We start from the raw sequence: 13,861 nt of genomic DNA on the forward strand, positions 1-13,861 counted from the left end.
GTGTTCTAACGCTGTTTCTCACTCACGACCGCGCGGGCCACGCCGAGGTCGACCAGGTCCTGCGGCCGCAGGTGCAGCTGGTTGGCGATGTCCGGCACCTCCGCCGCCGGCCGCTTGAGGATCGCCGCCGCGGCTTCGGGGGACGTCACCGAGAAGTACGCGTCCGGTGTCACCCACGTCGAGCCCGCCGCGGCGAACGCCAGCGCGCCGCCCGAGCCGCCTTCGCCGATCACCAGCGTCGTCACCGGGACCGAGGCCGTGGCCACCGCCTCGAACAGCTCCGCGATCGCGCCGCCCGCGCCCGCCCGCTCCGCCGCCGCGTCGTTCGCCGCGCCCGGGGTGTCGACCAGCGTCAGGACCGGGATGCCCAGGCGGGAGGCCAGGCGCACCAGGCGGGCCGCCGTCCGGAAGCCCGAGGGCAACGTCGGTGTGCCGCACTGGGCGGCGTACGCGATCGTCCGTCCGTCACGCCAGCCGAAGCCGCACGCGACACCGGGATCCGCGCCGCCCACCCGGTCGCCGCTGATGTCCTGGCGCCAGTCGAAGTACGCGTCGAGGTACTCGGCGGCGCGGGCGCGGGACGGTGACCGTGCGGCCTGGACCGCCTCCCAGCCCGTCGAAGGCAGCGAAGCGGCCCGCAACGCGGCAGGCGGCGGCGCCGCGGCCGTCGAACGCGCGGTCAGCAGCCGCAGCCACCGCTCCAGTGCCGCGCCGAGGTCATCCGGGGCCACGACCGCGTCGACCTGGCCCCACTCGAGCTTCGCCTCGGCGGTGTAGGCCTCCGGCGAACCGGGCGGCCGCACCCGCGAGCCCGCGAACCCGACCTGCGCGTCCGGCAGCGCGAGGATGACGTCGGCGCCCGCGCCGAGCGTGGCCCAGCCGCCCCCGGTCGTCGGGTCGCGCAGCACCGAGATCTGCGGGATGCCCACCGACCGCGTCAACGCCGACGCCCGCGCCACCCGCTGCAGCTGCATCAACGCGCGCATGCCCTGCTGCATGCGGCTGCCGCCGGTCGCGATCAGCGACACCACCGGCAGCCGCACGTCGCGGGCGTGGGCGAACGCCGCCTCGATGCGGTCGCCGGTGCGCTGCCCGAGCGACCCGCCGAGGAAGCCGAACTCGAAGGCGACCAGCACGGCTTCGACGTCGCCGATCTTCGCCGTGCCGCAGACGACCGACTCCTTCTCGCCGGTGCGTTCTTCCGCCGCGGCACGCGCTTCCCGGTACCCCGGCCAGTGGATCGGGCCGTCGGCGGGCTCTTCGCGCAGCGGGGTCGGGAACTCGGTGAACCCGCTTCCGATCGCGCCGACGATCTCGCGCGCGGGCAGCCTAGGCACCGAGCGTCCGCTTCATGACCTTGCCCATGTCGTTGCGCGGCAACGCGTCCAGGTACCGGACGACCCGCGGGCGCTTGTGCGGCGCGAGCAGCTTCGCGACGTGGTCGGCGAGTTCCTCCGCGGCCGGTGGCTCCCCGGACGGCACGATCCACGCGACGATCCGCTCGCCGAGGTCGTCGTCCGGCTCGCCGGTGACGGCCGCCTCGGCGACGCCGGGGTGTTCGAGCAGCGCGTTCTCGATCTCGCCCGCGCCGATCTTGTACCCGCCGCTCTTGATCAGGTCGGTCGCCTTGCGCCCGACGATCTTGACGTACCCGTCGGCGTCGCGCGTCGCCATGTCGCCGGTGCGGAACCAGCCGTCGTCGAACGCGGCCGCGGTCGCGTCCGGCCGGTTGAGGTACTCGGTGAACAGGTTCGGGCCGCGCACCTGGATCTCGCCGACGGTCTCGACGTCGTCGATCACTTCGCCGGCGTCGCCGACCAGCCTGAGTTCGACGCCGGGGAGCGGCACGCCGACCGTGCCGGGCTTGCGCTCGCCGTCCGCGCGGACGCTGGTGTTCATCAGCGTCTCGGTCATGCCGTAGCGCTCGACGACCTGCCGGCCGGTGGCCGCGGTGATCCGCTGGTGGTCGTGCACCGGCAGGGCCGCGGACCCGGAGACCAGCAGCCGGGCTTGCTTGAGCGCGTCGGCCAGCGCGGTGTCGGAGCCGACTTCGCCGGCGATCCGGTGGTACATCGTCGGGACGCCGAACAGCATCGTGGCGCCGTTCGAGAGTTCGCGGGCGACGCCTTCGGTCGAGAACCGGCCGAGGTGGCGCACCGAACCGCCGCGGCGCAGCGGGCCCAGGATGCCGAGGATCAGCCCGTGCACGTGGAACAGGGGGAGCGCGTGCACGAGGACGTCTTCGGCGCTCCACTCCCAGGCGTCTTCCAGGGCGTCCAGTGTGGTCGCGAGCGCCCGGCGGGGGAGTACGACGCCCTTCGGCGGCCCGGTGGTGCCCGAGGTGTAGACGATCAGGGCGGGGCTTTCCGGGTCGGGCTCGTCCGCGAGTGGCGCTTTCCCGCCGGTCAGCGGGATGTCCCGGCGCGGCAGGGCGGCGAGCCCGGCGGGCAGCTCGGCGCCGGGTTCGGCCAGGACGAGCGCGGGTTCGCTGTCGGCGAGGATGTGGGCGAGCTCGCGTTCGCCGATCTTCGGGTTGAGCGGCACCGCCGGCACCCCGGCGAGCAGTGCGGCGACGACCGCGACGCTCGTGTGCACAGTCGGCGTCGCCCAGACGGCGACCCGGCCGGGCGGCAGTTCGCGGGCGAGACCGCCGGCGACGGCGGCGAGGTCGTCGTAGGTCAGGGCGTGGTCGCCGAAGCGCAAGGCTTCTTTTCCGGCACCGGCGACGAGCGTGGGGAACAACGGGTCGGGCACCGCGGGGACCTCCCAGTGTCGGACTCGATCAGCACGTTACCGCGCGGATCGATCCCCTGCAGCAAGCGGCCGAAGACGCTGGTCGTAGGCTGGGACACCGTGTTGGTACTGGCGATCGATACCTCGACCCCGGCGGTGACAGCGGGCGTCGTCGCGCTGGACGGCGGCCTGGTCGAGACGCGCGGTGAGCGTGTCACGGTCGACCCCCGCGCCCACGGGGAGCTGATCACGCCGCACGCGCTGGCCTCCGCCGAAGCCGCGGGCGTGACCCTCAAGGACCTCGACGCGATCGTCGCCGGTGTCGGTCCCGGGCCGTTCACCGGCCTGCGTGCCGGGATGGCCACCGCCGCCGCGCTCGGCCACGCCCTCGGCATCCCGGTGTACCCGGTCTGCAGCCTCGACGCGCTGGCCGCCGACGTCGCCCCGGGCGACCACGCCTTTCTCGTGCTGACCGACGCCCGGCGCCGCGAGGTCTACTGGGCCGCCTACGACGCCGCGGGGCAGCGCACCGACGGGCCGCACGTCCAGTGCCCCGCCGACCTCGAAACCGACGTCAAGGTGGCGGCCGGCGACGGCGCGCTGTTGTACGCCGACGCGCTCGGCGTCCGGCCGATCGAGCCGCGCTTCCCGTCGCCCGCCGGCCTGGTGAAGGTCGCCCGGGAGGCCCTGCTCGCCGCGGCGCCCCCGGCGCCGCTGACGCCGTTGTACCTGCGTCGTCCGGACGCCGCCGAGCCCGCCGCGCCGAAACGGGTGACCGTCCCGTGAGACTCGGCCCCCTGCGCCGCATGGACATCGCCCGGTGCGTGGAGATCGAGCAGATCCTGTTCCCCGGCGACGACCCGTGGAGCGCCCGCGCGTTCCATTCCGAGCTGGACGCGGGCAATTTCTATCTCGCCGCGCGCCCGGACGAGGGCGACGAGCTGCTCGGCTACGCCGGGCTGGCCGTCGTCGGGCGACGCCGCGGCGAGTACGAGGCGACCGTGCACACGATCGGCGTCGCACCCGAACACCAGGGCCAGGGCATCGGCAAGGCGCTGCTGCGGGCACTGCTGGCCCGGGCCGACGAGTTCGAGGCGCCGGTCTTCCTCGAGGTCCGCACGGACAACACGACCGCGCTCGCCCTGTACGAGCGCCACGGCTTCGAACGGCTCGGCATCCGGAAGCGCTACTACCAGCCTTCCGGCGCCGACGCGTACACGATGGTCCGCCCGGCGCGGACGCGAGACGGGGTGGCGGGCTGATGGCACGCATCATCATGGGTATCGAGAGCTCGTGCGACGAGACCGGCGTCGGCCTGGTCCGCCTGCACGACGACGGCACGGTCGAGCTGCTGGCCGACGAGGTGGCTTCGAGTGTGGAGCAGCACGCCCGCTTCGGCGGCGTGGTGCCCGAGGTCGCCAGCCGGGCTCATCTGGAGGCGATGGTCCCGACGACCTCGCGTGCCTTCGCCGCAGCGGGCCTCTCTCTGTCCGATGTGGACGCGATCGCGGTGACAGCGGGGCCGGGCCTGGCGGGTGCGCTGCTGGTCGGCGTCTCGGCGGCGAAGGCGTACGCGACTGCTTTGGACGTGCCGCTCTACGGTGTCAACCACCTGGCCGGGCACATCGCGGTGGACACGCTGCAGCACGGGCCGCTGCCGACACCGTGCCTGGCGCTGCTGGTCTCCGGTGGGCACACGCAGCTGCTGCGCATCGACGACATCGCGTCGTCGATCACCGAGCTGGGGTCCACTGTGGACGACGCGGCCGGGGAGGCGTACGACAAGGTGGCGCGGGTGCTGGGGCTGCCGTACCCGGGTGGGCCGCCGATCGACAAGGCGGCCAAGGACGGTGACCCGGCGGCGATCGCGTTCCCGCGGGGGATGACCGGTCCGCGTGACGCCGCGTTCGATTTCTCTTTCTCGGGCTTGAAGACTGCGGTGGCGCGTTGGGTGGAAGGCGCTGGGCGGCGGGGTGAGGAAATCCCGGTGGGGGATGTCGCGGCGTCGTTCCAGGAGGCCGTCGTGGACGTGCTCACGGCCAAGGCGGTTCGCGCGGCGAAGGAGCAGGGGATCGGCACGATGGTGATTTCCGGTGGGGTGGCGGCGAATTCGCGGTTGAAGGAGCTGGCGGCGGAGCGGTGTGCTGCGGCGGGGATCGAGCTGCGGGTGCCGCGGCCGAGGCTGTGTACGGACAACGGGGCGATGATTGCCGCGTTGGGGGCGCATGTTGTGGCTGGGAAGCGGCCGACGGCGCCGTTGGACTTCAGTGCCAATCCGGCTTTGCCGGTCAGCGTGGTTTCGCTTTAGGTTCCCTTCAGCAGCCATCGGCCGACCGGTACTCGTACTCGGTGGAGAGCCGTCTACGAGCGCGAGACTGACCTGGGGGTTGTGTCGGATGCGTGCGGTGAGCCGTCGGGGGCGGTCGGTGATCTTCGTGTCTGTCTGGCCGGTTTCTCTCCGCCACCCCGAAGCCTTCATTGTGACTACGGCCGGTGGCACCGCGTCAAGGCGGGAAAGCGTGCCTTGACCCGGTGCCGCCGGCCGTGTTCTGGCTTCGGATCGGGGTTGCGGGGGGTCTGGGCCCCGTGTTGCTGGGGTCGCGGGCCGCGATCGACGGGTGGCTTGTGGTGTGCTCGTGGGTGTAGGCCCGTAGCCGTTGGGCTGCGGGCCTTTCCCGTGTTCAGGCTGCGAATGGGAGTGGTTCGTGGAGGTTGTTGCGCCTTGGCTTTCGGCGCCGGTCGATGAACACTGGTGGCAGGAACTCCGGTAACCCGTCGGCGGCGATGCGGACTTCCCAGCCCGAGCGGTGCAGCAACCGGTGGTGGTGGGCGCACATCAGGACCAGGTTGGTGAGATCTGTGGGGCCGCCATCTGCCCAGTGCCGGATGTGGTGACCTTGACAGTGCCGGGGTGGCCGATGACAGCCCGGGAAGGCACAACCCCGATCCCGGAGGAACAATGCCCGGCGCAGCCCGGCGGAGATCAACCGGCGGAGGCGACCGAGATTCAGCGGTTCGCTTTTGTCGCCCAGCACCGCGGGGATGATCATGGCGTCGCAGGCATGCACCCGGGCTTCGGCCGCGGTCATCGTCCCGGTGTCGCCGAGGGTGGCCTTGCCGACGCCGGATTTCAGGTCTTCGAACGACACGGCGACCATGACGTGGGCTCGTTCCCCGGCCTGCATCGGCAACTCCGGAGAATTCAGAGCCAGGTCGACGGCGTCGGAGAAGGCATCCCCGTAGCGCTGCGGGGTGGTGCGGAAGTCGGGACCGTCGTCGCCAGTGCGGCGTTCGGCCAGAGCATCCAGCAGGGCGTGGGCGCGGGTGCCGGTCTCGTCGTCGAACCGGCCACTCAGTTCCCAGATCCCGGTTCTTTTGTGGCGCAGGAACAGTTCCCGGGTCGGAGCCGTGGGTTCGGTGTCGTCGGGTTCGGGACCGTCGGGAACCAGGTGGGCGAGGATGCGGGCACCGAGGGCAGCGACCTGCTTGTGCCCGGCCTCCTCGGCGAATGCCAGCAGGTTGGTCTCGGCACTCGCGCAATGCTCGGGCGGAACCTGGGCCAGCACAGAGGTGATCACGTCGATCATCGGGTTGCTCAACCGCCCAGCACGGGCCGCAACCCCGGTCGCGGGCGCCAGGGCGGGGATGGGGCTGCCGTCGAGGTTGCGGCCGGGATTGAGCAGGCGGGCGCGTTTGATCACCCGTTCCGTAGCCGGCTTCGGCATATCGGCCAGATGCTCCAACAGCCGGGCAGCGGAGCGATAGCCGAACAGCTCCATCACCCCGCGCTGCTCGATTTCCACCAACAGGGCCCCGACTTCGGCCTCAGCGGACCGCATCGACGCGACCAGCTCACCGAGGCGGTCGGCGAGAGCCACCGCCTCGGAGGAGAGAGCCACGTCGTTGGTCATATCTCCAAGCTACCGGCGATCGAACACAGGGTCATCACTCGATGCGGTGGGAACAAAAGGTAAAGCCGCTGTCCGCACCCCAGAACACCGGAAACCACGGCAGGGCAACCGAAGCGTGGGGAATCGACGCTACCGACCACGACGCAACACAACCCCGTGGAGCGCCGATTCCCCACGCCACGGCGAAGCCGTGCAGGAAACCCAGTCCGCGACGACTTCGATACCGGTCCTAGGCGGTGAATCGGAGCCGGGTGCCCGCCGTCGTCGACGTCGTTGCGCAGCAAGGCGAAGCCGGCGAGTGTGTGGTCGACGGTGATGAAATACGCCTCGCGGCCGGACTCGGTGAAGTACGGATCCAGGTAGCGGTAGGTGAACGTGCCGTGTGGGGTGAGGTCCAGCTCGCGGATCTCGGAGAAGTCGTACTGGTAGAGCTGGAGCAGGTTCGCCAGCACCGGTTTGTCCGCCTCGGCCACGGCGGTGAGTTCGACGTGCACGCGCGTCAGTGTCGTCGCCCCGATGCGGGCCCGCGACCGATTCAGGAAACCGTCGCCGCGGTGCGTACGCCCAGCAGCTCCTCGATCGCCGCCACCGCCAACACCGCCGCGTTTCCTTCCCCGTACGGATTTCCCACCTGGGCCGGCCGCAGCTCTCCGCTCAACAACCGTGCTGCCAGGTCCACGATGCCCGCCGTGTCCGTGCCCGCCAGCCACGCGCAGCCCGCCTCCACCACCTCCGCGCGCTCCGTCACGTCCCGCAGCACCACCACCGGGGTGCCGAACGTCGGTGCCTCCTCCTGGATGCCGCCCGAATCCGTCAGCACCAGCGATGCCAGGCGCAACGCCCGGACCAGGTCCGGGTACTCCAGGGGGTCCGTCACCGTCACCCGGGGCAGGCCGCCCAGTGCCGCCTCCACCTGGGTGCGGACCTGGGGGTTGGGATGGGCCGGGAACAGCACCTGGACGTCCGGGTGCTCGGCCACGATCAGCTGCACCGCCGCCAGCGTTCGCTCCAGGGGTTCGCCCCACGACTCGCGGCGGTGGGATGTCACCAGCACCAGCCGCTCGCCCGCCTCCGCTATCTCCATCTCCAGCAACGCCAGCGCCGTGTCGCGGGCGGGGAGGTCGCGGGCCGCGATTGCCAGCACCGCGTCGACCACCGTATTGCCCGTGACCGCTATCTGTTGGCGTGCAACGCCTTCCGAACGCAACGCCGCCGCCGCGCCGGCCGTTGGCGTCAGGTGCAGGGCCGCTATCCGGGACACCATCTGGCGCGCGCCCTCCTCCGGGAACGGCGCCGCCAGGTCGTGGGTGCGCAGCCCGGCCTCCAGGTGGACCACCGGGATGCCCAGCCAGAACGCCGCCAGCGCGCCGGCGAGTGTCGTCGTCGTGTCGCCCTGGACCACCAGTGCCGCCGGGGTGTGGCGGCGCAGCACGTCGTCGAGTGCCGGCAGCAGGCCCGCCACCAGCTCGGCCTGGCCGCCGGTGACCCGCGGTGGCACGTTCAGCCACACGTCCACGGCCAGCCCGAACGGCTCCAGCGCCTGCTCGACCATGCCCGGGTGCTGGCCGCTGTGGACCACGACCGGGCGCAGCGCCGGGTGCGCCGCCAGCGCCAGGGCCAGCGGCGCGAGCTTGACGGCTTCCGGCCGCGTCCCGGCCAGCAACATCACGTCCACCCCGTGCCGCCCCTTCTCCACATCGTCCATTGTCCGGCAGATTTCGACCCGTGCGGGCCGCCGGCGTGCGAGGGGCACACGCCGGCGGCCCGGGGCACCGTCTCAGTCCCGCGCCTGGGAAAGACGGCGGTTGCGGCGGTGGACGGCGATCAGCGCGCCGGTCCCGAGCAGGACCAGCAGCACGCCGAGGGCCAGCCACCACCCGATGTCGGCGCCGGTGGCGGCGAGGGTGCCCACCCCGCCACCGGCCACGCCGACCCCGGCGCCCGGCATCCTGTACATCCGGACCCCACTCAGGCCTGAGCGGAACGGCGGCGGACGATGCGGGTGCCGATCGGCACCGCGACGGCGCCGAGCAGGCCGAGCCCGATCCAGAGCCCGGCGCCGGACGCCAGCGGCATCGGCGGCGCGGCCGGGCCGCAGGTCGCCGACGAAACGATCACGTCACCCGAGCCGAGCGCCTTGAGCCCTTCGCCGAGCAGCTTCACGTGGACGGCATTGACCGTGAGGCTGCCGTCCTTGTTCTTGATCTGCTCGTTGAGGATGATCGTCGCGACGTTGAGCGCGCCGAGACCCACCTTGATCTGCGTGTTCGCGGCCGGCGCGGCGTCGACCGCGCCGACGCTGCCGAGGTTCGCGCCGACCAGCTTCGTGCTGCCTTCGACGCCCTTCTGCGTCGCGGTGCAGACGGCCTCGACGAGCTTGATGCCGACGTTGCCGAGCGCCGCCTTGAGCAGCGGCAGCGTGACGTCGGCGGTGCTCGCCTTCGCCGTCACCGCACCGGAGTTCTCGTCGCGCTTGGCCTCGGTGTTGATCGCGCCGGCGGTGAGGATGCCGGTGAGGTCGACCTTCGCCAGGCTGCTGCTCGTCGGGCCTTCGGTGGTCGCGGCCGCGAACGGGCCCGCCTTCACCGCGTCCTGGCCGAGCAGCTTGACGTCGACCTTGACGCCGTACGCGGACCCGTCGCCGGGGGCCGCCGAAGCGGGGGCCGCGCCGGCGAGCACGACGCTCGCCACGACCGCGGCGAGCAGGCCGCCACGGCGCACGAGGGAGCTCTTCATCAAGTGGTCCTCCGAATTTCGCTGGATTTATCCGGGGTTGCGTGACGGCGGCGCGGATCGAACCGGCTTGCCTCGACTCGGCACGCGGATCGACTATCGCGAAGACCGGGCCGAATAGCACACAAAATTTTCCGAATCACCGGATCGGGTATCGCTGGACGCCGTTTCCGCTGGTCGTTTTCGATATCACTCGGATGGCGTAACAAGTTCGCCGAAGGGCCAACCGATTGGGGCGGCGTTTCCACCCCACCGAGTGGAAACGCGAGGCACACATGTCCTACGCTCGGCCGGGGTCCGCAACTTGATCGGGAAATCGACACCGAGAGGAACGTCGTGGCGGTAGCGAGCGCTCCGAACTCAGGAATGACACGGTTTCCGCTGGTCGCGGCGCTGAGCGCGCTGGCCGCGGCGGGTGTCGTGGTGGTGCTGGCCGAGCGGTTCTACCGCGAACTGGAAGTGCGGCTCGCCGGCGCGATCCTCGATCTGTTCACTACATCGGGTGTTTATGTGGCACCCGATCGGGAGTCTGTTTACTTTGGGTTGACGAGCGCTGCTCCGTTCGGGTTGAGAATGACGCCGGAATGTTCTTCGGCGTTCCTTTTGCTCCCGCTGCTCGTTGTGACCATGGCCATGTTGTACTTCCGGCCGTCGAATGCGCGGCGGCTCTTCTTTTCGCTCGGCATTTCCGCGGTCGTCGTCGTGCTGGTGAACCAGCTGCGCATTCTGACGATCGTCGGGCTCGTGCACGGGTTCGGCACCGACGAGGGCTACTACTGGGGCCACACGCTGCTCGGCTCGATGGTGAGCGTGTTCGGCGGCGCCGTTTCGCTCGTCCTGTTCGTCTGGCTCGCCACGCGGAAGAAGAAGGCATGAGCGTCAAGGTCCTGCTGGCGATCACGCAGGCGTTCGCGCTCACGATGAGCGTGGCGTTCCTCGTCTACGTCGTGGTGATCGTGGTGCCCTACCTGCGCCGCAAGCCCGGCCCGGTCGGTGACCCGGGCGACTTCACATGGCACTTCTTCGTACCGTGCCGCGACGAGCAGACGGTCATCCGCGAGACGATCCGCTACCTGCGCACGACTTTCCGCAAGGCGCACGTCTGGGTCGTCGACGACGACTCCGAGGACCGCACCGCCCGCGTCGTCCGGATGCTGTGGCGGCGGCACGGCGGCTACGACCCGTACCTGCACCTGGTGCCGCGCGTGCGCCCCGAAGCCCGCACCGGCAAGGGCGACGCGCTGAACGCGGCCTACCGCGCCCTCAACGACTGGATGGGCCCGGACGCGAGCCGCGACGACGTCGTCGTCGTGGTCGTCGACGCCGACGGCCGCCCGGCGCCGAACTGCCTGGAGGTCTGCGCGGCGGACCACCTGTTCGGCGACCCGGAGATCGGCGCGGTGCAGCTGGACGTCCGGATGGGCAACGCCGGCACGCCGCCGCCGAGCCGCAACCCGGTCGGCCGCTGGTTCGGTCTCAAGCTCGCGCAGCTGCAGGACCTGGAGTTCCGCACGGCGATCGCGGCCATCCAGACGTCCCGCGGGTTCACCGGCACGATCTCCATGGGCGGCAACGGCCAGTTCACCCGCCTCACCGCGCTGGATTCGATCGCGGGCGACGACGAACAGCCGTGGCGCGGCTCGCTGCTGGAGGACTTCGAACTCGGCGTCCACCTGCTCACGGCCGGCTGGCGCACCGGGTTCACCCCGGATTCCCATGTGTCGCAGGAAGGTCTGTACAGCCTGCGCCGGTTCCTCGTGCAGCGCACGCGGTGGGGTCAGGGCACCATGCAGTGCGCCCGGTACCTGCGCCGGATCTGGGACTCACCGCACGTCAGCACGCTCGGCGCGGCGGAGATGATGTACTACCTGGCCCAGCCGTGGCTGCAGCTGCTGGGTTCGCTGCTGTACCCGATCCCGTTCGTGCTGCTGTTGATCGGCACCGCGGGCGACCCGGCGCAAATGTGGACGTGGTTCACCGAGGGAGCCTGGATCCTGTTCGCCATCTACGGCTCGTTCGGGCTGCTGCCGTTCCTCGTCTGGGGCCCGATCTACCAGCTGAAGTGCTTGCGCAGCAAGAACGTCCTGCGCGGACTGGGCATGGGCCTCGCGTACGCGGCATACATCTACACGTTCTACGTGACGTCGTGGCGCGCGCTGTTCCGGCTCGTCCGCGGGCGCAACGGCTGGGCGAAGACGCGCCGCAACACCGAGCAGGCGGCCGGGGTGAAGGTCGCGCTCGACGCGTGAGCGCGACCTCCACCCGGTGGGTCAGAACGCCGGGACGATCCGGACGTCGTCGGCCTTGACGAAGGCGATCCGGTGCCCGAACTGGATCTGGACGTACTTGAGCTTGCCCTTCACCACCACGTGGTTCGCCGGGTCGAAGGTGGTCGCCCAGTAGTACTCGGAGCCGACCGTCCCGCCCGAGGAGTACTTCTGGCCGGCGGCGAGCGTGTACGGCAGCGGCGTGATGGCCTGCACGGTCACGCCGGCCGGGTAGGCCTCCGGCTCGGGGTAGGCGCGGCCGTACACCGGCACCGTCGCGAGGCCGGGCTTCGGCGTCACGACCCAGCCGAACGCGGGCTTCGCGACCCGGGCGTCGCGCGGGTTGTGGAACCAGCCCTTCTGGCCGAGGTACCAGACCGCCGTCCAGTCGCCGCGCACCTCGGCGACGGCGTACCGCTGCCCGGTGGCGACCCGGCTGCCGATGTCGGCGACGTCCATGGTCGACGGCGTGCCCTTCGGGCGCAGGCCGATGTCGACCAGCAGCGGTGAGGACTCACTGGGCGCCGAGTGCAGTACGACGGCTTCCGAGCCCCGCAGGGTGCAGGGCGTGCCGCTGCCGGACTTGTCGCAGCCGGTGAACGCGGGCTGGTTCTTCGCGAAGTCCGGGTCGATGGTGACCAGCGACGAGCCGGGCAGCCCGAACCCGCCGAGCGGCGCGCCCATCAGGTCGAAGTAGCGCGACCAGTCCCAGTAGGGGCCCGGGTCCCAGTGCATGCCCGGGATGGTCGCCGGCGTGGTGCCCGGCACGTTGTCGTGGCCGATGATGTGCGCGCGGTCGAGCGGGATGCCGTACTTGCGCGCGAGGTAGCCGACGAGCTTCGCGCTCGTGCGGTACATGGCCTCGGTGTACCAGGTGCCCTTCGCGGCGAAGCCCTCGTGCTCGATGCCGATCGACTTCGCGTTGACGTACCAGTTGCCGGCGTGCCAGCCGACGTCCTTGGTCGGGACGTGCTGCGCGATCAGGCCGTCGGCCGAGCGGATGCTGTAGTGCCAGCTGACGTACGTCGGGTCCTGCACGAGGTCGAGGACGTTGGCCCAGTAGCCCTCGGTGTCGTGGATGACGATGTGGTCGATCTTCTGGCTGTCCGGCCGGTCCGCGAGGTCGTGGTTGCCGTAGTCGTCGTTCGGCAGCTCCTGGTACGGGGCCGGGACGGACTCGCAGGTCACCTTGCGGGGGCATTCGACGTTCTTCGGCGTCGTGTCGGCGTGCTGCGGGACTTCGATGCCGGGCGTCGGGGCCAGGGTGACCTGCTGGCCGTCGTCCGTGGTCCTGGTGGTGCCGGTCCTGATCGTGTCGAAGACTTCGTCGGCGAAGGTCTGTGCGGCGGCCTTGTCCGTGGAGCCGCTGTAGCGGGCCACCGCGTTGTACCAGTTGTTGTCGGTGTTGTACTTCGCGAGGAGGGCCGCGCCGCCGCGGATGTTCTGCTTGGCGTCGGTGCGGAGCGTTTGCGCGTCGGTCCGCAGGAGGTGGGCGGCCTCGTCGACGGTCTGCAGGGCCGGGGGTGGGGCCGGCGGGCCGGCCTGCGGGTGGACCGCGGGGCGGGCGTCGTCGCCTCGGGGGTCTTCGGAGCCTTCGTCGTGGTGGGTGCCTGCTACGCCGGCTTCGCGGAGGTCTGTCAGGTGCATGGGGCCGTAGCCGGCCGAGGTGCTGGGTGTTCCGGCGTTCGTGTCCCAGCGGGACTCGAGGTAGGAGACGCCCAGGAGGATGTTCTCCGGGACGTTGAACTCTTTCGCTGCCGCGGTGAAGTCGCGTTGGCGTTGGGAGGTGGGGTCGGCTTGGGCTTGCGCCGGGGCTGCGGCCAGGCTGGTGAGGAGGGTGATGGCCGCGGTGACGGCCGCGGCTCTCGGGATGGGGTGGGACATGGGCAATGAACCCCCAGGGTGCAGGTGCCAGAGGTCAGAACCTAACCAGAAACTCACGTCTCCGGTAAGGGCTGCGCTGGTTCGGCTGCTCCGGCTGCTCTGGCTGCTCCGGCTGCTCCGGCTGGAGAGGCTGCCGGGTTTCCCCCGCTCCTCGTCCTCGATTGTTCGACACCGGAGAGCCAGCCTCAAGGGCGCCTTCGGCGTCGCTTCGCGATGAGCTTCGCTCACCCTTGACCCCGGCTCTCCGGTGTTGACTGCGGCTGGGACGAGGGGCGGGGAGGTGTAGGGCGGGTGGTTTGGGGCCGTTGTCTGGTTCGGCTTGGTGTGGGGGAG

13 protein-coding genes are annotated in these 13,861 nt (G+C 70.9%); 5 read left to right on the forward strand and 8 right to left on the reverse strand.

The window, feature by feature from the left end:
• Positions 1-5: 5 nt before the first annotated feature.
• Positions 6-1,337, reverse strand: coding sequence for a carboxyl transferase domain-containing protein (locus tag I4Q55_RS12925; protein WP_206787723.1), 1,332 nt, complete (start codon positions 1,335-1,337; stop codon positions 6-8).
• Positions 1,330-2,754 (reverse strand): acyl-CoA synthetase, encoded by a 1,425-nt coding sequence (locus I4Q55_RS12930; protein ID WP_206787725.1) that lies wholly within the window; start codon positions 2,752-2,754, stop codon positions 1,330-1,332. Before I4Q55_RS12930 ends, I4Q55_RS12925 begins: the two co-directional genes overlap by 8 nt.
• Positions 2,755-2,853: 99 nt before the next feature.
• Here I4Q55_RS12930 and tsaB point away from each other — a divergent pair, with 99 nt between their 5' ends.
• From tsaB to tsaD, 3 genes are read left to right on the forward strand one after another with little or no spacing between them, the layout of a single operon-like run.
• Positions 2,854-3,519 carry a tRNA (adenosine(37)-N6)-threonylcarbamoyltransferase complex dimerization subunit type 1 TsaB gene (gene tsaB, locus I4Q55_RS12935; protein WP_206787727.1) on the forward strand — a complete coding sequence of 222 codons (666 nt, stop codon included), beginning with the start codon at positions 2,854-2,856 and terminating at the stop codon, positions 3,517-3,519.
• Positions 3,516-3,995, forward strand: a complete 480-nt coding sequence (rimI, locus tag I4Q55_RS12940) for a ribosomal protein S18-alanine N-acetyltransferase (protein ID WP_206787729.1) — start codon at positions 3,516-3,518, stop codon at positions 3,993-3,995. The genes tsaB and rimI overlap by 4 nt, the downstream gene beginning before the upstream one ends.
• Positions 3,995-5,041, forward strand: a complete 1,047-nt coding sequence (tsaD, locus tag I4Q55_RS12945) for a tRNA (adenosine(37)-N6)-threonylcarbamoyltransferase complex transferase subunit TsaD (protein ID WP_206787736.1) — start codon at positions 3,995-3,997, stop codon at positions 5,039-5,041. Before rimI ends, tsaD begins: the two co-directional genes overlap by 1 nt.
• A 373-nt stretch (positions 5,042-5,414) precedes the next feature.
• On the opposite strand, the gene I4Q55_RS12950 is transcribed toward tsaD, so the two are convergent.
• From I4Q55_RS12950 to I4Q55_RS12970, 5 genes are all read right to left on the reverse strand, one after another.
• A complete protein-coding gene (locus tag I4Q55_RS12950; protein WP_206787738.1) occupies positions 5,415-6,644 on the reverse strand; it encodes an HNH endonuclease signature motif containing protein in 1,230 nt (409 codons plus the stop codon).
• Positions 6,641-7,138 (reverse strand): hypothetical protein, encoded by a 498-nt coding sequence (locus I4Q55_RS12955; RefSeq protein ID WP_206787740.1) that lies wholly within the window; start codon positions 7,136-7,138, stop codon positions 6,641-6,643. Before I4Q55_RS12955 ends, I4Q55_RS12950 begins: the two co-directional genes overlap by 4 nt.
• Before the next feature lie 41 nt (positions 7,139-7,179).
• Entirely contained in the window at positions 7,180-8,319 is a 1,140-nt protein-coding gene (wecB, locus tag I4Q55_RS12960) for a non-hydrolyzing UDP-N-acetylglucosamine 2-epimerase (RefSeq protein WP_206788092.1), read from the reverse strand.
• Between the two features lie 102 nt (positions 8,320-8,421).
• Complete coding sequence (locus I4Q55_RS12965) at positions 8,422-8,601, reverse strand: LPXTG cell wall anchor domain-containing protein (RefSeq protein ID WP_206787744.1); 180 nt, start codon at positions 8,599-8,601, stop codon at positions 8,422-8,424.
• Positions 8,602-8,612: 11 nt separating this feature from the next.
• Positions 8,613-9,380, reverse strand: coding sequence for a choice-of-anchor P family protein (locus I4Q55_RS12970; RefSeq protein ID WP_206787752.1), 768 nt, complete (start codon positions 9,378-9,380; stop codon positions 8,613-8,615).
• 363 nt (positions 9,381-9,743) lie between these two features.
• Here I4Q55_RS12970 and xrtP point away from each other — a divergent pair, with 363 nt between their 5' ends.
• Positions 9,744-10,253 (forward strand): exosortase P, encoded by a 510-nt coding sequence (xrtP, locus tag I4Q55_RS12975; RefSeq protein ID WP_206788094.1) that lies wholly within the window; start codon positions 9,744-9,746, stop codon positions 10,251-10,253.
• Positions 10,250-11,626, forward strand: coding sequence for a glycosyltransferase (locus I4Q55_RS12980; protein ID WP_206787757.1), 1,377 nt, complete (start codon positions 10,250-10,252; stop codon positions 11,624-11,626). Before xrtP ends, I4Q55_RS12980 begins: the two co-directional genes overlap by 4 nt.
• Before the next feature lie 21 nt (positions 11,627-11,647).
• Here the strand turns inward: I4Q55_RS12980 and I4Q55_RS12985 are convergent, their stop codons facing one another.
• The gene (locus tag I4Q55_RS12985; RefSeq protein ID WP_206787758.1) at positions 11,648-13,528 is read right to left on the reverse strand and encodes an N-acetylmuramoyl-L-alanine amidase; all 1,881 of its coding nucleotides are present in this window, start codon (positions 13,526-13,528) and stop codon (positions 11,648-11,650) included.
• Between the last annotated feature and the right edge of the window lie 333 nt (positions 13,529-13,861).

The sequence above is a fragment of the Amycolatopsis sp. MtRt-6 genome (genome assembly GCF_017308975.1).
In the GTDB taxonomy this organism is placed as follows: domain Bacteria; phylum Actinomycetota; class Actinomycetes; order Mycobacteriales; family Pseudonocardiaceae; genus Amycolatopsis.